Below are 18,790 nucleotides of genomic sequence, written 5' to 3' on the forward strand. Positions count from 1 at the left end.
TAATGACACCGGTCCCGACACAGACGCGTCAACGGGATGAAGGCGTTACGGCTGTAGGTCACCACCCCCGCACGACCCTCCGCCAGCAGGTGCGCGTCACGCACCCGACCCGCCGCCTGAAGCAACGCCTCCAGATCCTCACCACGGGCGTGCAACAGCACCGCGGCCTCGGTCACGTCCAACACCGCACCATCAGCAGCACGGCGCAACGCACGTCGCATCGACGACCCACTGGGCGTCGGATCCGGCGGGGCGATCGAGATGTCCACGGTCATACAGGCACCCCTCGTCGGTCTCGGACGGTCGCTCCGTCGTCACCTATGACCCCGGTGAGGCCGGACAGGAATCGGCGTGTCCACGTCGTGCTCGCCACAAGCGATCCCTTTGCGCCCGGCACCGGGTCTCTAGATCGGAGCGCCCCGGCGGTGCCCGGACCGACTCGGGCCGTGCCGCGGGGGCCTCAGATGGACCCGAACCTAGGAGAACGCACATGAACACCCAGACGCTCGGCGCCCGGAGCGCAGCGCTGACGGCCTCCATGACCAGCCAGGCGCCGGAAGGCCTGCTCTCCGCCTTCGAAGTCGAACAGGCCCAGCTCAGGGCCGCGGGGGTGCCGGCCGGGGCCGCGAAGCCGGGCACGAAGGTGCCCGACGTGGCCCTGCTGGACGCGGACGGGGAAGCGACGTCGCTGTACGAGGTGGCCGACGGCCGCCCCGCCGTGGTCGTCACGTTCCGCGGCGCCTGGGGCCCCTACTGCAACATGGCGCTGAACGCCTACGAGGCCGAGTTGCTGCCGGTGCTGGCCGAGCGGGGGATCGCCCTGATCGGCCTCAGCCCGCAGAAGCCCGAGGGCACCGCCGCGACGCGGGACAAGAACTCCCTGACGTTCCCCGTGCTGTCCGACCCCGGCAACAAGCTGGCCACCGAGCTGGGCTTCGCCACCACGCCGACCGCCGACGCGCTGGCCACCCTGGCCAGGCTCGGCAACGACGTGGCGAAGCTGAACAGCGACGGCACCACCGGCCTGCCGATGCCCTCGGTGCTGCTGGTGGACCGCGACCACGTCCTGCGGTGGATCGACATCCAGCCCGACTACACCGCGCGCACCGAGACCACCGACATCCTGGCGGCACTCGACACCCTCGACTGAACGAAAAGCCGCGCCGAATCCACGCCCTCCGATTCCGGGAGGGCGTGGATTCGGCATGCCTGAATTGCGCGAAATCATTTCGATGAATACGAAATCCCGCACCGTTGAGGGTGTGATTCCGGCCACATACTGGCGGGTAACATTTATTACTCCCCAGGCGTAAAGTTCGCTATCCGTGTTCCTTTTCTCGATCCGGTGCTCCTATCGGGTTACGAAGCAGTGAGAAAGGACTACTGGATGCCCCGCGAACTTAACGCAGAGTTACCGCCCAACAGACTCTCCCGCCGTCGCCTCTTCAAGGGCTCGGCGGCTGTGGCGATCACCGCCGCCCCGGTGCTCGGCACCGGCACGGCCGCCGCGACGGCGGAAGCCGAGTTGGGCGTCCGCACCACGATCGACGCGGCCACCGTCACACCCAGCGACCCGCACTACGGCGACCTGGTCCGCAGGCAGCTCAACCAGCGGTTCATCGGAAAACCCGAGATGGTGCGGGTCGTCGGCGCGGCCCACCAGGTGGCGCCCGCCGTGCAGGCGGCGGTGGACGCGGGCAAGCGGATCACCGTCATCAGCGGTGGCCACTGCCTGGAGGGGTTCCCGTTCGAGCCCACGGTGAAGGTCGTGCTCGACGTCTCCAACCTCGACGCCGTGTACTACGACCCCAAGTACAACGCCATCGCCATCGAGTCCGGCGCCACCCTCCTCGACGCCTACGAGAAGCTCTACCACGCCTGGGGGGTGACGGTGCCCGGCGGCATCTGCCACTCGGTGGGGATGGGCGGGCACATCGTGGGCGGCGGCTGGGGGATGCTGTGCCGGCGCCACGGGCTGATCGTGGACCACCTGTACGGGGTGGAGGTGGTCGTGGTCGGCGCGGACGGCCGGGCGACCACCGTCACCGCGACCCGGGAACCGACCGACCCCAACCGCGAGCTGTGGTGGGCGCACACCGGCGGCGGGGGCGGGAACTTCGGCGTCGTCACGCGCTACCTGTTCCGCTCCCCCGGCATCACGACGACCGAACCCGCGAAGATCCTGCCCCGACCGCCCACGAACGTGCTGCTCAGCGAGATCGGCATCCCGTGGGCGAGCCTGACCAAGACGGGGCTGGCCAACCTGCTGCGGAACTTCGGCAACTGGCACGTGGCCAACAGCGCGCCCAACAGCCCCGGCAGCGTGCTGCACGCCGAGATCACCCTCAACCACCAGTCGAAGGGTTTCCTCGGGCTGCTGACCCAGGTCGACGCCGCCGCGCCGAACGCGCAGGCGATCCTGGACGAGTACCTGCGCACCGTGCTCAACGGCGTCGGGCCCTCGGGGGGCGGAACCCGCACCCTGCCGTGGTTGCAGGCGACGAAGTACGTCGGCAAGGCGGTCATCTCGTTCAACGACCCGACGTTGCGCGCGGACTACAAGTCGGCGTACATGCGGACCACGTTCACCGACGCCCAGATCGACGCGTTCTACACCTACCTGACCGCGCCGGGCATGGACACCACGGCGATCAGCGTCGGGCTGTCCTCCTACGGCGGCGCGGTCAACGCCGTCGCGCCCGACAGCACCGCCCACTCCCACCGCGACTCCGCCTACCAGCTGCTGTGGATCACGCACTGGCCGAACCCGGCCGACGACACCAAGTTCCGGACGTGGCTGCGGAACTTCTACGGCGCGGTCTTCGCCGACACCGGCGGCGTTCCGGTGCCGAACGGCCGCAGTGACGGCTGCTACATCAACTACCCCGACACCGATCTCAACGACCCGGCGTGGAACAGGTCGGCCGTACCGTGGCACGACCTGTACTACAAGGGGAACTACCCGCGGCTCCAGAGGGCCAAGAAGACCTGGGACCCGCGCAACATCTTCAACCACCAGCAGTCGATCCGGCTGCCGAGCTGAGACCGGCGCAGGCCGACGACGCGGGAGCGGTGTGCCCGAGAGCAGGCACACCGCTTCCGCCACAGCCAGGCCGCGGGTGTGCGCGACGAACCGCCGCGCACACCCGGACTCAGCGGAACAGACCCAGGTGGTCGTCCACCCACTCCTCGAAGGAGCGCGGCGGCCGGCCCACCAGCTCCTGGAACGTCGGCAGCACCTGGGAGGCCTTCTCCTGGAACTCCGGCCGCCCCAGGTTGCTCATCGTGGTCTCCACGACCAGCTTCTGCCGCCCCGCCCTGGCCGCCGCGTCCGCCACGTCGGCGATCGGCACCTCGATCAGCTTGAGGGGCTTGCCCAGCGCCGCGGACAGGATGTCCACCCGCTCGCGGACGTCGAGCGCCCGCGGACCGCCGATCCGGTAGGTCTTGCCCTCGTGACCCGGCGTGGTGAGCGCCGTGACCGCCGCCGCCGCGACGTCGCGCGGGTCGATGACGGCCACCTTGACGTCCACCTGCGACCAGAACACCGCGCCGCGCTCCCTGACGGGCACGGCCCACAGCCGCGCGTTGGAGCTGAACTCGCCCGGCCTCAGGAACGTCCACTGCGGACCGTTGGGCCACTGCCCGATCTGGCGGACGGCCCGTTCACCGGCCAGGTGCCAGGTGCTGACCAGGTCGGTGAACCCGTACTCGGCGCCGATGATCGACAGCTTGACCACGTGGCGGACACCGGCCTGGGCCGCCGCGGCGGCGAAGTTCGCGTCGTGCAGCGGCGTCTCGGGCCCACCGCCGCTGAGCAGGAACGCGCTGTCCACGCCGGTCAGGGCGGCGGTCAGCGTCGCCACCGAGCCGAGGTCGCCGGAGACGACCTTGACCTCGCCGCCGAAACCGTGGTCGCGGCCGGGGTCGCGGACCAGCGCACGCACCTCCTGCCCGGCCTCGACCAACTGCGCGACGACCTCGCGCCCGACGACGCCCGTCGCTCCCACCACCAGAATCATGTCTCTCCTGTCGTTGAGGTCAAGCGGTCGCGCCGCCGTCGAGCACGAGGTCGGCGCCGACGGTGAACGAGGAGTCCGGGGACGCGAGCCACAGCACGGCGCGCGCGACCTCGTCGACGGCACCGATCCGGCCGATCGGCAGGGTGGTCTTCATCCGCTCGGCCTGCTCGGCCTCGGTCTCGCCGCGGATCAGCGACAGCGGGGTGGCGATCGGGCCGGGGCTGACCGCGTTGATCCGGATGCCGTCGCGGATGTGCTCCAGCGCGGCGGTCTTGGTCAGGGCGGTGATCGCGGCCTTGGCCGCCGCGTAGCCGCCGGTGCCGGGAATGCTCTTGTGGGGCCCGATGATCGAGGAGATGTTGACGATGGCGCCGCCGCCGTGCTCCCGCATGTAGCCGATCTCGTGCTTCATCGACAGCCAGGTGCCGGTCGCCACCGACAGCGCCCTCGCCCAGGTGCCCGCGTCCAGGTCGGCGACCCGGCCGCCCACCATGACGCCCGCGTTGTTGAACGCGACGTCCAGCCCGCCGTGCCGTTGGGCGGTCGTCGCGACCATCTCCGCGACGGCGGCCTCGTCGGTGACGTCGAGGACGATCGAACTGGCCTCGCCGCCCGCCGCCTCGATCGCCTTCACGGTCTGCCGCAGCGGTTCCTCGTCGAGGCCCGCCACGACGACCGTCGCGCCCTCCGCGGCGAAGGCCTCCGCCGTCGCCCTGCCGATGCCGGTGCCGCCACCGGTCACCAGCGCCACTTTGCCCGCGAAACGCATCGCTCTCCCGATCTCAGTCGACCTTCATGGCGTGCAGGCCCGGCATGACGCCGTCCGCGATCGCCCGGACGTTGCGCTCGTAGTGGTCGAAGGAACCCATGCGCAGCACGATGTGGCGCGCGCCCGCCTCGACGTACTCCGCCAGCCAGTCGGTGAAGTCCGCGGCGGAACCCCCGTAGTAGAGCTGGTAGGCCCGCAGGGGTTCGATGGGCATGTTGTTGTACCGGTCGGTGTAGTCCTCGAGACCCGCGAGCGCCTCGGCCGGGTCGTCGCTGATGTTGACCGTGACGTACAGCGCGGGCTCGATGTCGCCGGGGTCGCGGCCGGCGGCCTCCGCCGTGTCCCGGATCGCCCGCAGCGACTCCCGGTACTCGGCGGGCTCGATCCGGACCGGCAGCCACCCGTCGTACTGCGCGCCCGCCCGGGCGACGGCGCGGGGCTTGCCGTTGCTGGCCAACCAGATCCGCGGCCCGCCCGGGGTGGTCGGCGGGGACTGGTTGACCAGTTCCGACAGGTCGACGTGCTTGCCGACGAAGTCGCCGTCCCGGCCGCTCCAGTGGCGCTTCCAGAACCCGACGGCCTCGTCCATCCGGCCCGCGCGCTGGCCGTACGTGGTCGTGACCGCGTCCAGCTCCTCCTTGGCGGGCAACGGGAAGCCGGTGCCGAGCGCGATCCGCAGCCGATCCCCGGCGAGCTGGTCGAGCGTCACCAGGATGTGGGACAGGTAGAGCGGGTCCCGCAGCACCGCGGTCAGCGCCGCCGTGCCGATGGTGACCCGGTTGGTGATCATCGCGATGGCGGCCAGCAGGGTGAGCGGCTCGAGCCGGTGCCGGGCGACGAACGAGTCGCCGACCCACACCGAGTCGAAACCGAGTTCCTCCACCTGCTGGGCCATCTTCATCAGCGGGCCGGCGTCGGGGTAGCCCAATATCGCCGTCTCCCGGACCGGCAACGCGATGCCGACTTGCACAGCGGCCATGACCCTGATCCTCCTCAACGCCTCCGACCGCTACGGCTCACGAGGCTTCCGATGTGGTGCGACGACGTGGACCACCCGGCACTGCGGCCAGGGTTGTGGTGAGGGCTGACGGCTACAGGCCGGGCAGCGCCGCTTCGGAGGTGCGGGTGTTCTGGTAGGCGGCGATGAGCCAGCTGTCGCCGCCCTTGCGCAGCACCCAGGTGGCGCGGATGGAGCGCTCGTCGGAGGGGACGTCCTCGCCGGGGGCCAGCACGCCGCCCTCGGTGATCGCCACGGCCACGTCGTCCGCGATCGACCGCACGTCCACGATGTTCTGCAGCAGGGTCGTCCCGGCGTGGGCCGACTTGAACTGCTGCGTCACGACCTCGCGGATGACCTCGCGCCCGCTGAGGTAGCGGTCGCCCGAGAGGATCATGCTCGCGTTCGTCGTGTACAGGTCCGCGAACGCGTCCGGGTCGTTGTTCGCCCACGCCTTCGCGATACCGTCGATCACTTCCCGCACACCCGTAGTTTCCTGGACAGTCATTATGGGGAACCCCTTGGAATCCGGCTGAGCTGCCCGGCCTGGTGGCCGAACCCGTGACTCCATAATCTTGACTTTCGCACGGCACGGCCTACTTCGAGATTGCCGCACCCGAAGTATTCCCGATCGGGCGGAATCGCCGTGGTCGCGGCTCCCGCGCCGTCACCGCCTCCAGTCGACGATCCGACTACCCGCCACGAAGCGCAGCGCGGGGTCGGCGTAACGGGCTTCCGGCACCGCGTAGAGCGCCGCTACGGCAGTCCGCACGTCCGGGTAGCCGAGGGCGAAGGCCTGCAACTCGCCCTCGGCGGGCGCCAGCGTCGCGCCCGAGAACAGCACGCGCACCGCGGCGAGCTCGGCGGGATCGGCGGCGGGCATCGCGCCCGGCGCCGGCGGCTCCACCGCGGTCCCGGGGTCGAGCCCCGGCACCCGCAGGTGCCAGTCGGTGGCCGCCTGGAACGCCTCACCCGCGCGCACGGCCGTCGCCTCGCCGAACGCCGGCGCGGCGATCTGGAGCGACAGCGGCAGCCCCGACGCGGTGAACCCCATCGGCACGGCCAGCACCGGGTTGCCGATGCAGTCCCAGTAGCCGGTGTGGATGAGCGCGCCGAGGGCGGTGATGTCGCCGGACAGGTCGGCGTAGGAGGGCGCGCCCATCGACGCCGTGGGGCACACGACCAGGTCGACCGTGCCGAACAGCTCGGCCACCGCGTGCTGGGCGACCCGGCGCACCCGCTGCGCCTGCACGTAGTCCGCGCCCGACACCAGCGCGCCCTGCGCGAGCATCCACCGGGTCGCGGCGAAGTAGTCGTCCCACCGCTTGTGCAGGTCCGGCCGGTGGTAGGCGAGGCCCTCGCTGGTCATCGTGATCTGGTGGACCGTCATCACCTCGGCCCGGTACGGCAGCGACACCTCCACCAGCTCCGCGCCGGCCGCCTCGAACCGGGCCAGCGCCGCCTCGAACGCGGTGGCCGTGGCGGGGTCGCCGTGGTCGGGGAAGTGCCCGTCCCGGACGACGCCGATGCGCAGTCCCGACAGGTCGGGCGCCTGCGGCTCGGGCACGGCGAACGGCGCGTCCACCGAGTCGGGGTCGCTCTCGTCCCTGCCCGCGACGGCGGCGAGCACCACCGCGCAGTCCCGCGCGGAGCGGCCGATCATGCCGATGTGGTCGAGGCTGTAGCCCAGCGGCAGGCAGCCGGACTTCGGCACCCGACCGAAGGTCGGCATCAGCCCGCTGACCCCGTTGAACGCCGCCGCCATGCGGATGCCGCCCGCGGTGTCGGTGCCCATGCCCGCGTAGAACATGCCCGCGGCGACACCGCTCGCGCTGCCCGAGCTCGACCCGCCGGCCCAGGTCGAGAGGTCCCAGGGGTTGCGGGGCAACGGGAAGGGCTTGTCCGGGTCGGGGAGGCCGAGCGCGAACTCCATCGTGGTCGTCTTGCCGGTGATCACCGCGCCCGCCTCGCGCAGCCGCGCGATGACCGGCCCCTCGTGGCCGTCGCCCCAGTCGCGGTCGAACACCAGGCTCTGGGACGTGGTCGGCCCTTCGACGGTGGGCATGATGTCCTTGATCCCCATCGGGATCCCGTGCAGCGGCCCGCGGTCGGTGCCGGCGGCCAGTTCGTCGTCCGCGCGCTGCGCGGCGCGGCGGGCCTCGTCGTCGAAGCGGGACAGGAACACGCCGAGCGGGCCGTCGGCTCTCTCGGCGGCCGCGATGGCCGCCTCGGTCAGCTCCAGGCTGGTGACCTCGCCGGAGCGCAGCGCGGCCGCGGCGTCGGTCAGGGTCAGGGGCAGTTCGGGCATCACGGGCCTGCTTCCTCGTCCGGTGCTGGTGAAGGTGGGCGCGAGCCGAGCGGGTGGACGCGGGAACCGGCGCCGAGCCGGGAATTCCGCGTGGGCGCGCATCACATTTCCCCCATCCGGGGGACGGCTGTCAAGCGCGAGCCTGCGGGGCACCCGTTCGGCGGGTCGGTATTCCACGTCAGGTGCGAATAGCGAGGGACCTACGGGATGCCCGATTCCTTTCGGTCCGCCGCGCGGTCTCTACTCCAGCACCACCGCCTGACGTCGCGCGCCGCCAGGCCGACGCGGCCCGATCGCACCACGAGGAAAGAGCTAGGATGGCCATCAAACACAGCACGTTCCTGCCCAGCGGCTTCACCAACGACCTGGCGGGCTTCACCGACCCGGTCGAGGCGTTCGAGGCGCTGGTGGGTGTCGCCAAGACCATCGACGAGGCCGGCTACGAAGCCGCCTGGGTGCCGGACCACTTCGTCCCCGTCCCGCCCTCGCAGGCGTTCCTGTTCGAGTCGTGGTCGGTGCTGACGGCGTTGGCCCGGGAGACGCAGCGGGTGCGGCTCGGCCACATGGTGACCGGCAACAGCTACCGCAACCCGGCGTTGCAGGCCAAGATGTCCTCGACCGTGGACGTCATCTCCGGCGGCCGGTTCACCATGGGCATCGGCTCGGGCTGGTACGAGCCGGACTACGTCTCGTACGGCTACGACTTCCACGACGCCGGCGAGCGCCTGCGCCGCCTGCGCGAGGCCGTCCAGGTCATCCGCGCCATGTGGACCGAGGACGAGGCCACCTTCGAGGGCAAGTACTACCAGATCAAGGGCGCGATCAACTCGCCCAAGGGCCTCCAGTCGCCGCACATCCCGATGATGATCGCCGGTGGCGGCGAGAAGGTGACGCTGAAGATCGTCGCCGAGTTCGGCGACGCCTGCAACGTCATCGAGAGCCCCGAGGGCCTCAAGCGCAAGTTCGGCATCCTCAAGGACCACTGCGAGACCGTCGGGCGCGACTACGACTCCATCACGAAGACGACCTCCACGCTGTGCATCATCGCCGACACCGATGAGGAGGCCGTCGCCGCGACCCCGCCGTTCGTCGGCGCCATCTACCCGGGCAACGTCGCCGAGTACGGCCTGATCGGCACCGTGGAGACCATCCACCAGCGGATCGCGGCCTACGAGGAGGCCGGGGTGCAGGAGCTGGCCGTGTCGTTCCTGAACCCGTTCGACCACGACGTGCTGCGCGGCTACGCGTCGGAGTTCATCAAGTGATCGCAGCTCGCTGATCAGCGGCAGTCGGCCCGGGCGCACCGAAGCCCGGCCGGCACCGCCTGCGGCGCCGGTGCGCTCCGCAGGCGGGTCGCGGGTCGACGAGGCTGGTCCACGACGGGACCGCGGTCCCGGCAAGCGGGTGTGCGCCTTCGCGCGGACACCCGCTTTTGCGCGTATACCCGCCTGGCACTCCCGGCACGGCCTCCGCGCGCCCGCCCGACGGGTGCCCGCGCGATCGCCGGGCCGCCTTCGCGAGCGTCACCCAGCGAGTACCGTGTGCACCGAGAAGCGTCCCACATGACCGCCGACCGCAGCGCCGCCGCCGGGGTCAAGGGCGTCGGCGGCCACGCACGGGAGGCTGAATGCCCGACAACACGCAGTTCGCCAGCGACACCGAGAGCTACCGGGGCGAACTGCTGGCGCACTGCTACCGGATGCTGGGCTCGGTCGACGACGCCGAGGACGTGGTCCAGGAGACGTACCTTCGGGCGTGGCGGTCCTACGGCGGGTTCGAAGGCCGGTCGTCGGTGCGCGCCTGGCTGTACCGGATCGCGACGAACGCGAGCCTGACGGCGTTGCAGCAGCGCAGCAGGCGGATGCTGCCGTCCGGGCTGGGCGGTCCGGCGGGCGACCCCGACACGCCGCAGGTCTCGGCCGGCCCGGGCGTCCTGTGGCTCGAGCCGATCTCCACGTCCGCCGGTTGGGGCCACGACGGCGCCCGGGAGGCCGGCGACCCGGCGGTGATCGTGAGCGAGCGGGAGAGCCTGCGGCTGGCGCTGGTGGCGAGCCTGCAGTACCTGCCGGGCCGGCAGCGGGCCGTGCTCCTGCTGCGGGACGTGCTGGCGTTCCCGGCCAGCGAGGTCGCCGAGATGCTCGACACGACCACGACGGCGGTCAAGAGCATGCTGCAACGCGCGCGGGCGCGGCTGGAAGAGGTCTCCGCCGACGTGGACCGGGTCACCGAGCCCGACGAGCCGCAGATCCGGGCCCTGGTCGACCAGTACATCAAGGCGTTCGAGGAGTCCGACGCCGCCGCGCTGGAACGGCTGCTGCGCGCCGACGCCAGGCTGGAGACCGTGCCGACCGCGACGTGGTTCGCCGGCAAGCGGACCTGCGCGCCGTTCATCGCCCGGCACGCCATCGGCACGCCCGGCGAGTGGCGCCTGGTGCCGGTCGGGGCGAACGGCCAGCCCGGGACGGCCGTGTACCGGCGGGGCGAGGACGGCGTGCACCGGGCGTTCGGCGTCACCGTGCTCACCTTGGCCACCGACGGGATCGCGAGGATCGTGCTGTTCGTCGACTCGGACCTGGTGGCGAAGTTCGGGCTGCCCGCGACCGCGCCGGCCTGATTCGCCTTCCCGCAGTCGAGCCCGGTTCTTTTCCGCCCCCTGGCGGGTCTCAACTCCCGGGGGGCCGCTCGCTCTTCCCTTCCCCCCGGTCGGATGTCCGCACGCCGTGCGTTGACCACAGGAGGCCGCGAGCATGAAGTACAGCCTGTTCCTTCCCACCGGCTTCGGCCACGACCTGGCGGGTATCCCGGACCCGGCGGAGGCCTTCGAGACCATCGTCCGGATCGCGAAGGCCGCCGACGACAGCGGGTACCACTCGCTGTGGGCGCCGGACCACTTCCACACCGTGCCACCGTCGCAGGAGACCTTCTTCGAGGTCTGGTCGACGCTCACGGCGCTGGCCAGGGAGACCGAGCACGTCCGACTCGGACCGCTCGTGACCGGCAACAACTACCGCAACCCCGCCCTGCAGGCCAAGATGGCGTCCACTGTGGACGTCATCTCGGGCGGGCGGCTCACGTTCGGCATCGGCGCCGGGTGGTACGAAGCGGACTACGTCGGCTACGGCTACGAGTACGGCACCCCCGGCGAGCGCCTGCGCCAGCTCCGCGAGGCGGTCCAGGTGATCCACCGCATGTGGACGGAGGACGAGGCGACCTTCGAGGGCAAGCACTACCAGATCAAGGGCGCGATCAACCAGCCCAAGGGCGTGCAGTCGCCGCACATCCCGATGATGATCGCGGGTTCCGGCGAGAAGGTGACGCTCAAGATCGTCGCCGAGTTCGCCGACGCCTGCAACGTCATCGAGTCACCGGACGGCATCCGGCGCAAGCTCGACATCCTCCGCAAGCACTGCGAGGACCTGGGCCGCGACTACGACCACATCTGGAAGACCACCACGACCCACTGCATCATCCGCGACACCGACGCCGAGGCCCGCGCCGCGATCCCGGTGTGGGCGCCCGACAACTACCCCGGCGACCTCGGCGAGTACGGCCTGATCGGCACGATCGCCACCATCCGCGAGCGCATCGCCGCGTACGAGGCGGCCGGGATCCAGGAGCTGTCCATCAGCTTCGAGGACCCGACCCGGCTCGACGTCATCCGCGAGCTCGCCACGGCCTTCGCCTGACAGCGCACCGCCCGCGTCACCGGTGGTGCTCGGTGACGCGGGCGGTGCGGCGTGGTCGGGAACCTCAGCCCCGGCGTTGCCGGTCCGTGGTGTCCACCAGGGAGAAGCTGATCGACGCGGTCGCCGCCCGGGCCGCCGACAGCGCGCCGCGGGGGGGGGGGGGGCCGGGGGGGGCCCCCCCGGCGCCCGGGGGGGGGGCGCCCCCCCCCGCGCAGCTGGTCGACCAGGTCGTCGACCAGCTGCGCGTCCGGCTCGTCCGCGCCGCCCCGGGCGGTGCGCGCGGAGAACGCCCGGCCCACCGTCGTCGCGGCTTCCAGGCAGTTGACCCAGGCGTCGAACAGCGGGTCGTCCCACTGGCCCGCGGCGTCGATCCACGGCAGCTCCGCCTGCTGGCGCACGGTGTCGAGCAGCCGCTGCACGCCCAGGTGGACCGGTGGCGGGAGGTCGGGGTCCCGGTCGGACGCGGTCATGGTCAGCCGTCCTCCCGTGGCAGCAGCTCGAACAGCCTGCTTTGCCAGAGGTCGTAGAACACCTTCCGCACCTCGTCGGACACCTCGCCCCCGACGAGCTCCGCCAGCGTCTTGCGACCGTCCGCCGCGTGCAGCAGCGCGAAGACCTCCGCCGACACCGTCGAGCGCGGGCCGCCGGTGTAGTCCAGGTAGATCTCGTGCTCGGCGTCCGGGCCGACCACGTGGTTCCACGACTTGCGCAGCCGGGTGACCGGTCGGAACCGCACGACCAGGTCGTCGAGCACGGCCTCGGGGCGGCGGCGCACCAGGAAGTCCTCCACCACCAGGTAGTCCAGGTCGGTGGTCAGGTAGCTGGTCACCACGTCGTCCACCGACTGCACGATGGGCTCGGCGTTGTTGTTGAACGAGGTGTTGAGCAGCACCGGCGTCCCGGTGATCTCGCCGAACCGCTGGATCAACCGGTGGTACCGCGGGCTGTGCTCCGGGTCGACCACCTGCACGCGCGCGGTACCGTCGACGTGGGTCACCGCGCCCAGCTCCTCGCGGCGGTCCTCGTGGACGTAGACCACGAACGACATGAAGTCGTGGTCCGCCTTGGTGTCCGTGAGGTCGAAGTAGGTGTCGGCGGCCTCGGCGGTGACGGCGGGCGCGAAGGGCCGGAAGCCCTCCCGCTTCTTCACCATCGCGTTGATCCGGGTGCGGTTGTCGGCCGGGCGGGCGTCGGCGAGGATGCTGCGGTTGCCCAGGGCGCGGGGGCCGAACTCGGACCGGCCGTGCGCCCAGCCCAGCACGTTGCCCTCGGCCATCAGGTTCGCCGCGACCTCCACGATGTCCTCGTGGTGCTCGACCTCCACCTGGTCGCGCCAGGCGTGCAGGCGCTTGCCGATCGCGTCGCGGTCACCGAGGTCCGGGCCGAGGCTCGCGGTGCGCATGCGGGACAGCTTGGGGCGGTTCCAGCCCGCCTGCAAGGCCCCGGCCAGCGCCGCGCCCTCCGACGCGCCGCCGTCGTGCGACGCCGGGTGCACGAAGACCTCGTCGAACAGGCCGGATCGCAGCAGCAGGCCGTTGAGGCTGCTGTTGTGCGCGACGCCGCCGCCGAAGCAGAACGTGCGCAGCCCGGTCACCTCGGCCCAGTGCCGCAGCACGTGGACGACGACGTTCTCCAGCATCTCCTGCACACCGGCCGCGAAGTCCTGGTGCTGCTGCGTGACGGGCTCGCCGGCCCGGCGCGGCGCGAAGCCCTCGGCGAGGAACCGCGACGCCACCGTGTTGAGCCACGGGGTGCCCGGCGTCAGCTCGTAGTGCCCGCCGTCGTGCAGCGTGTAGAGGCTGTCGAAGACCTCGCGGTACTTCTTGGCGTCCCCGTAGGGCGCGAGGCCCATCACCTTGTACTCGTCGCCGAAGCCGTACCGCACCATGCTGATGGCCTCTTGGTAGAACAGGCCCAGCGAGGCGTGCACGGGGTGCGTCGTCAACGGGTGCATGCCGTCGGCGTCGGCGCGGAAGAGCGTGCCCGACTCCTCCTCGCCGCGGCCGTCGAGGACCGCCACCAGCGCCTCGTCCATCCCGGACCGCAGGAAGGACGACCAGGCGTGCGCGTAGTGGTGCCCGGTGAACCGGACGCGCTCGTCGGGCACCTCCACGCCGAGGCCCTCGGCGAGCTTGTCCTGGATCAGCCGCCGCGCGGACCGCACCGGGATCTGCGGCATGGCCGCGTACCAGGTGTTGAGCGCGTTGTCGCTGAAGGTCTCGTCGAAGTAGTAGCCCACGACGTCGACCTCGTCGAGGCCGACGCCCGCGATGTCGAGGCAGGCCCGCACCGCGTTCACGGGGAACTTGGTGGTCTTCTTGATGCGGTTGAAGCGCTCTTCCTCCACCGCGGCCACGAGCTTGCCGTCGGCGACGAGGCACGCCGCGGCGTCGTGCGAGTACGACTCGGGCAGTCCGGGTACGAGGTCGGAGTCCTCTCCGCCGAAATGACCGCTCAATCCCAATGCCAGCATCGCGTCACCGATCCAATCCGGAACTCGCACCGTCGCAGTAGAGACCGTCCCGGGCGGGGAAAAGAACCGCCCGCCCGAACGTCCTCGGAACGTCCTCAGAGGCCACCCGTCAGGCGCAGGTCGCTGCCGTCGAACAGGTCCGGCCGGGTCCAGCCGTCCAGGTCGTACTCGGACATGCAGCGATCCGCGAACGCCTTCAGCGGGTCGGCGCGGCCGGTCGCCTGGTACATCATCAGCGTCTGGACCCGGATCGACTCGTTGTCCCCGGAGTAGTTGCGCTCGTAGAGCTCGTGCCGCCCACCGAACTCGGTGCCCACGGCGTCCCACAGCAGCTTCATCAGCTTCACCCGGTCGACCGCCTCGACGCCGTCCGAGCCGCGCAGGTACCGGTCCAGGTACGGCCGCACGTCGGGGTTGCGCCAGTCGCTCGCGTGGGAGTTGAGGTAGATGAGGCCGCTGCCGAGGGTCTGCTGCAGGATCTCCTTGACCCTGGGGTAGCCCATGCCCATGAAGATCCGGTACGCGAACCCGTAGTTGACGTTGGGCTGCACCATGCCGTTCAGCCAGGTGTCCGGCGACTTCGCCATCGCGTCGGACATGCCCCAGAACAGGTCGCGCCAGCTGAGGATCTCGCCGATCTGCGCCTGCACGCCGCGGAAGCCGGAGGTGCCGGTCAGCTCGACGGCCTTCATCGCGCACCCGGCGATGAAGTCCAGCTTGACGGCGAGCCGCGTGCAGCCGTGGAAGGTGAACCGCTCGGCGAAGCCGGAGACGTTCATGAAGCCGTTGGCGGCGTCCGCGTCGTAGACGAACACGTTCTCCCACGGCACGAGGACGTTGTCCATCACCATGATCGCGTCGTTCTCGTCCAACCGGCTCGACAGCGGGTAGTCGAACGGGCTGCCGAGCGCGCCGGCGGCCATCTCGTAGGACGTGCGGCTGATCAGCTTGAGCCCCGGCGCGTCCATCGGGACGGTGAACACGAGGCCGAACTTCTTGTCCTTGACGGGAAGTCCGTAGTGGGCGACGAAGTTGGCGTTCGTCAGCGCCGAGCCGGTCGCCACGACCTTCGCGCCGGACACGATCAGCCCGGAGTCGGTCTCCCGCTCCACGTGCACGCACACGTCCGCGATCTCGTCGGCCGGCTTGCTGCGGTCGATCGGCGGGTGCACGAGGGCGTGGTTGAAGTACAGCACCCGCTCCTGGGCGTCGCGGTACCACCGCAGGGCGTTGTCCTTGAACGGCCCGTAGTAGTCGGCGTTGGCCACCAGCGTGCCGAAGTAGGCCGCCTGGTAGTCCGGGGTGCGCCCCATCCAGCCGTAGACCATCCGCTGCCAGCCGGCGATCGCGTCGCGGGACTGGACCAGGTCGTCCACGGAGTACGGGGTCTTGAAGAACGGGTGGGTGAAGCCGCCGTTGCCCGTGTCGGTCGGGACGCTCAGCGAGCCTTGGGCTTCCGGCGCGTGCAGGGCGTCGTAGAGCTGGGCGATGGAGCGGGCGCTGTTGCGGAACGCGGGGTGGGTCGTGACGTCCGCGACCCGTTCCCCGTACGCGTAGACCTCACGGCCGTCGCGCAACGAGTCCAGGTATTCCTGGCCGGTCATCGGCCTGACGTCGTTGGGCGCCGCGACGGTCTCGGCTGCCCCTTCGGTCATCGTCATCGCTGGCCTCCAGCAGAGGTCGGGGCTCCGAGCCGACGGGCACGACGCGGTGCCCTCTCGGTTGGAATCATCCTGTCGCTGGTGGGAGGCCTCGGGCTACTTCCAAACTGCCTTTCCCGCCGGGCACCGGAGTGCCCGGCGGGAAAGCCGTCAGCCGAGCTCGCGCAACCGGGGGAGGACGTCCTCGGCGAACTGCGTGAGGAAGCGCTCCTGGTCGTGGCCCGGCCCGTGGAAGACGAGGTGGTTCAGCCCCGCGTCCACGTAGGGCTTGATGCCGGCCAGCGCCTCGTCCGGGTCGGAGGCGACGATCCACCGCTGCGCCACCTGCTCGATGGGCAGCTCGTCGGCGAGCCGTTCCATCTCCTCCGCGCTGTGCACGGTGTGCTTCTGCTCGGCGGTGAGCGACAACGGCGCCCAGAAGCGGACGTTCTCCAGCGCCGCCGCCGGGTCGCGGTCGTAGGACAGCTTGATCTCGATCATCCGGTCGATCTGCCCCGGATCACGCCCGGCCGCCGTCGCGCCGTCGGCCAACGAGGGCAGGAGCTTGTCCGAGTACAGCTCCATCCCCTTGCCCGACGTGCAGATGAAGCCGTCTCCCACCCGGCCGGTGAACTTCGCCATCTGCGGGCCGCCCGCCGCCACGTAGATCGGGACGGGTCGCTCGGGTCGGTCGTAGATGCTCGCGTCGACGAGGGTGTAGTACTCGCCCTTGTAGTTCACCTGGTCCTCGGTCCACAGCTCGCGGATCAGCGCGATGGACTCGCGCAGCCGTCCCAGCCGCTCCTTGAACTCCGGCCACTCCCGCCCGGACACGGCGATCTCGTTGAGGGCCTCGCCCGTGCCGACGCCGAGGATCACCCGGTCCGGGTAGAGCAGGCCCAGGGTGGCGAACGCCTGCGCGATCACCGCCGGGTTGTACCGGAAGGTGGGGGTGAGCACGCTCGTGCCCATCCGCACCCGGGACGTGCGCTCACCCACCGCCGCCAGCCACGCGAGGGCGAACGGCGCGTGCCCGCCCTGGTGCCGCCACGGCAGGAAGTGGTCGGACACCATCACGCTGTCCAGGCCCACCTCCTCCGCGCGCACCGAGAACTCGATGAGCTCACGTGGTGCGAACTGCTCGGCGGACGCCTTGTAGCCGATCTGCAATGCCATGACGCTCCTTGCCGCTCGCCCCCTACACGGCCGGCAGCCGGACCGACTGACCGTGCCGGAAGACGTCGAGCGGGTCGTAGTTCTTCTTGATCTGCTGAAGCCTCGGGTAGTTCTCCTTGTGGTACAGGTCGTGCCACGGCACGCCGGACCGGTTGAACTCCGGGGCGTTCAGGTCGATGTCGGCGTAGTTGACGTAGCAGCCGTCGGTGACGTCGTTCGGCACCGGCGCACCACCCGTGGCGGCGTACACCTCGCCGTAGATGTCCCGCGCCCAGCCGACGTACCGGTCGTCGTCGGCCGGGTCGGTCCAGTACGCGGAGTAGAGCATCTTGAACGCCGCGCCGCGGTGGACCGCGGCGGTGTCGGCGGGGTCGACCGCGGAGATCTCACCGCCGTACGGCGTGAGCTGCACCGTCACGTTCGGGTTGTTGATGTCGTCCCGGGTCAGGTGCGCGTGCAGGGCGTCGAGCTGGTCGTCCGGGAAGTTGCCGACCATGAACGTCGACTTGTACTCGGCCCGGAACGTCGGGTCGGTCACCTGGACGTTGGACATGCCGAAGAACCTGGTGGCCTGCAACCACGGCAGCCTGCGCTGGAAGAAGAACTGCGGCAGCGCGCCGAGGTCGCCCACGGAGGCGGTCAACGCCTCCGGCTCGACGTTGATGCCCTCGTTCATGAACCGGAAGAACTCGGTCAGCCGCTCCTCGGCGTCGGGCTGGTCGGCGTCGATCTGCGCGATCAGGCCGATCTGCCCGGCGGAGCGGTGGTTGAGGCCCATGAACGCGGCGATGTCGCGGTTCGGGTTGTCCGGCGCGAAGTTGTCCAGGTGCCACTGGGCGTAGTTGCGCGCCAGCCGGCCGAACTCGGCCCGGTCGATGCTCGCCCACGACCAGCCCACGGCGGCGAGGATGACCTCGCGCGGCGGGTGCGGCAGCAGTGCGCGCGGGTCGTCGCCCTCCGCGCCCGGCGTGCGGAACAGGTAGCGCGTGACGACGCCGAAGCTGCCGCCGCCACCGCCGGTGTGCGCCCACCACAGGTCGCGGTTCGGGTCGTGCTCCTCGCGGGTGGCGACCACGATGCGCACCTTGCCGCGGTCGTCCACCGTGACGACCTCGACGCCGTACAGGTGGTCCACGATGAGTCCGAACTGGCGGCCCAGCGTGCCCCACCCGCCGCCGCTGACGTACCCGCCGATGCCGACGGTCGGGCAGAACCCGGCCGGCACCGTGACGCCCCACTTCTTGTACATCGTCTCGTACATGCGCAGGATCGTCGCCCCGGCCTCGACCGCGACGGCCCGGTGCCTGCGGTCGTAGTAGACCTCGTCCAACTCGGTCAGGTCGACGACGACCTGCGTCTCGGAGTTGTAGACGAAGTCCTCGAAGCAGTGCCCCCCGGACCGCACCGTGATCCGCTTGCCCTCCCGGACCGCGTCGCGCACGGTCCGCCGGACGTCCTCCGCGGAGGTCGCGACGACCACCCGCTCGGGCGCGGCCACCCAGCGCTGGTTCACCCCGCGGACGAGGTCCTCGTACTGCCGGTCCACGACACCGATCGCGATGTCGTCAGCGGGCGGCACCACTATGACCGCACCCTGCGCCACGTCTTCGATCATGGCAATCCCCATCCCTGGTCCCACCGGCGATGGCGGCCACCGCCAGGTCCCCCGACCCCGTTTCTTCCGACTGCCGTATGTGACCACAGCGGAGCGGCAAAAGA

General features: G+C 70.7%; 14 protein-coding genes and 1 pseudogene. 5 read left to right on the plus strand and 10 right to left on the minus strand.

Annotation, left to right across the window (positions count from 1 at the left end; translation table 11 throughout):
- Positions 1 to 275, minus strand: a pseudogene (gene fbiC / locus LNK82_RS12780) (7,8-didemethyl-8-hydroxy-5-deazariboflavin synthase); the annotation flags it as partial.
- 215 nt (positions 276 to 490) lie between these two features.
- Here fbiC and LNK82_RS12785 point away from each other — a divergent pair.
- Complete coding sequence (locus LNK82_RS12785; protein WP_230567181.1) at positions 491 to 1,150, plus strand: peroxiredoxin-like family protein; 660 nt, start codon at positions 491 to 493, stop codon at positions 1,148 to 1,150.
- Between the two features lie 237 nt (positions 1,151 to 1,387).
- Positions 1,388 to 3,043 (plus strand): FAD-binding oxidoreductase, encoded by a 1,656-nt coding sequence (locus LNK82_RS12790; protein ID WP_230567182.1) that lies wholly within the window; start codon positions 1,388 to 1,390, stop codon positions 3,041 to 3,043.
- Positions 3,044 to 3,152: 109 nt separating this feature from the next.
- Here the strand turns inward: LNK82_RS12790 and LNK82_RS12795 are convergent, their stop codons facing one another.
- The 5 genes from LNK82_RS12795 to LNK82_RS12815 all read right to left on the minus strand — a co-directional run bounded on the left by LNK82_RS12795 (position 3,153) and on the right by LNK82_RS12815 (position 8,096).
- Positions 3,153 to 4,022, minus strand: coding sequence for an NAD(P)H-binding protein (locus tag LNK82_RS12795; protein ID WP_230567183.1), 870 nt, complete (start codon positions 4,020 to 4,022; stop codon positions 3,153 to 3,155).
- Positions 4,023 to 4,041: 19 nt separating this feature from the next.
- Positions 4,042 to 4,791 carry an SDR family NAD(P)-dependent oxidoreductase gene (locus tag LNK82_RS12800; RefSeq protein ID WP_230567184.1) on the minus strand — a complete coding sequence of 250 codons (750 nt, stop codon included), beginning with the start codon at positions 4,789 to 4,791 and terminating at the stop codon, positions 4,042 to 4,044.
- Positions 4,792 to 4,804: 13 nt separating this feature from the next.
- The gene (locus LNK82_RS12805; protein ID WP_230567185.1) at positions 4,805 to 5,770 is read right to left on the minus strand and encodes an LLM class flavin-dependent oxidoreductase; all 966 of its coding nucleotides are present in this window, start codon (positions 5,768 to 5,770) and stop codon (positions 4,805 to 4,807) included.
- A gap of 112 nt (positions 5,771 to 5,882) precedes the next feature.
- The gene (locus LNK82_RS12810; protein ID WP_230567186.1) at positions 5,883 to 6,272 is read right to left on the minus strand and encodes an SgcJ/EcaC family oxidoreductase; all 390 of its coding nucleotides are present in this window, start codon (positions 6,270 to 6,272) and stop codon (positions 5,883 to 5,885) included.
- Between the two features lie 183 nt (positions 6,273 to 6,455).
- Positions 6,456 to 8,096, minus strand: coding sequence for an amidase (locus LNK82_RS12815; RefSeq protein ID WP_308257202.1), 1,641 nt, complete (start codon positions 8,094 to 8,096; stop codon positions 6,456 to 6,458).
- Positions 8,097 to 8,413: 317 nt separating this feature from the next.
- On the opposite strand from LNK82_RS12815, the gene LNK82_RS12820 reads away from it, so the two are divergent.
- The 3 genes from LNK82_RS12820 (at position 8,414) to LNK82_RS12830 (ending at position 11,782) form a co-directional block, all read left to right on the plus strand.
- Positions 8,414 to 9,361 carry an LLM class F420-dependent oxidoreductase gene (locus tag LNK82_RS12820; RefSeq protein WP_230567187.1) on the plus strand — a complete coding sequence of 316 codons (948 nt, stop codon included), beginning with the start codon at positions 8,414 to 8,416 and terminating at the stop codon, positions 9,359 to 9,361.
- Between the two features lie 362 nt (positions 9,362 to 9,723).
- A complete protein-coding gene (locus LNK82_RS12825) occupies positions 9,724 to 10,710 on the plus strand; it encodes a sigma-70 family RNA polymerase sigma factor (protein ID WP_230567188.1) in 987 nt (328 codons plus the stop codon).
- A 133-nt stretch (positions 10,711 to 10,843) separates the two neighbouring features.
- Positions 10,844 to 11,782 (plus strand): LLM class F420-dependent oxidoreductase, encoded by a 939-nt coding sequence (locus tag LNK82_RS12830; RefSeq protein WP_230567189.1) that lies wholly within the window; start codon positions 10,844 to 10,846, stop codon positions 11,780 to 11,782.
- Positions 11,783 to 12,254: 472 nt separating this feature from the next.
- Here LNK82_RS12830 and LNK82_RS12835 read toward each other — a convergent pair whose 3' ends face one another.
- The 4 genes from LNK82_RS12835 to LNK82_RS12850 form a co-directional block, all read right to left on the minus strand.
- Positions 12,255 to 14,255: a carbamoyltransferase family protein gene (locus LNK82_RS12835; RefSeq protein WP_230567190.1), complete on the minus strand. Its 2,001-nt coding sequence runs from the start codon at positions 14,253 to 14,255 to the stop codon at positions 12,255 to 12,257.
- A 95-nt stretch (positions 14,256 to 14,350) separates the two neighbouring features.
- Entirely contained in the window at positions 14,351 to 15,916 is a 1,566-nt protein-coding gene (locus tag LNK82_RS12840; protein WP_230567191.1) for a 4-hydroxyphenylacetate 3-hydroxylase N-terminal domain-containing protein, read from the minus strand.
- Between the two features lie 150 nt (positions 15,917 to 16,066).
- Positions 16,067 to 17,071, minus strand: coding sequence for a glucose-6-phosphate dehydrogenase (coenzyme-F420) (gene fgd / locus LNK82_RS12845; RefSeq protein ID WP_230567192.1), 1,005 nt, complete (start codon positions 17,069 to 17,071; stop codon positions 16,067 to 16,069).
- A gap of 22 nt (positions 17,072 to 17,093) precedes the next feature.
- Entirely contained in the window at positions 17,094 to 18,686 is a 1,593-nt protein-coding gene (locus LNK82_RS12850; protein WP_230567193.1) for an FAD-binding oxidoreductase, read from the minus strand.
- Positions 18,687 to 18,790: the final 104 nt, after the last annotated feature.

The organism is Saccharothrix luteola, from assembly GCF_020859565.1.
GTDB lineage: Bacteria > Actinomycetota > Actinomycetes > Mycobacteriales > Pseudonocardiaceae > Actinosynnema > Actinosynnema luteola.

Bases quoted from the DNA above. Each gene is read 5' to 3' on its own strand.
- LNK82_RS12825 (WP_230567188.1), top strand. From the start codon at position 9,724: ATGCCCGACAACACGCAGTTCGCCAGCGACACCGAGAGCTACCGGGGC.
- LNK82_RS12790 (WP_230567182.1), top strand. From the start codon at position 1,388: ATGCCCCGCGAACTTAACGCAGAGTTACCGCCCAACAGACTCTCCCGC.
- fgd (WP_230567192.1), bottom strand. From the start codon at position 17,071: ATGGCATTGCAGATCGGCTACAAGGCGTCCGCCGAGCAGTTCGCACCA.
- LNK82_RS12805 (WP_230567185.1), bottom strand. From the start codon at position 5,770: ATGGCCGCTGTGCAAGTCGGCATCGCGTTGCCGGTCCGGGAGACGGCG.
- LNK82_RS12815 (WP_308257202.1), bottom strand. From the start codon at position 8,096: ATGCCCGAACTGCCCCTGACCCTGACCGACGCCGCGGCCGCGCTGCGC.
- LNK82_RS12800 (WP_230567184.1), bottom strand. From the start codon at position 4,791: ATGCGTTTCGCGGGCAAAGTGGCGCTGGTGACCGGTGGCGGCACCGGC.
- LNK82_RS12840 (WP_230567191.1), bottom strand. From the start codon at position 15,916: ATGACGATGACCGAAGGGGCAGCCGAGACCGTCGCGGCGCCCAACGAC.
- LNK82_RS12785 (WP_230567181.1), top strand. From the start codon at position 491: ATGAACACCCAGACGCTCGGCGCCCGGAGCGCAGCGCTGACGGCCTCC.
- LNK82_RS12820 (WP_230567187.1), top strand. From the start codon at position 8,414: ATGGCCATCAAACACAGCACGTTCCTGCCCAGCGGCTTCACCAACGAC.
- LNK82_RS12835 (WP_230567190.1), bottom strand. From the start codon at position 14,255: ATGCTGGCATTGGGATTGAGCGGTCATTTCGGCGGAGAGGACTCCGAC.
- LNK82_RS12850 (WP_230567193.1), bottom strand. From the start codon at position 18,686: ATGATCGAAGACGTGGCGCAGGGTGCGGTCATAGTGGTGCCGCCCGCT.
- LNK82_RS12795 (WP_230567183.1), bottom strand. From the start codon at position 4,022: ATGATTCTGGTGGTGGGAGCGACGGGCGTCGTCGGGCGCGAGGTCGTC.
- LNK82_RS12830 (WP_230567189.1), top strand. From the start codon at position 10,844: ATGAAGTACAGCCTGTTCCTTCCCACCGGCTTCGGCCACGACCTGGCG.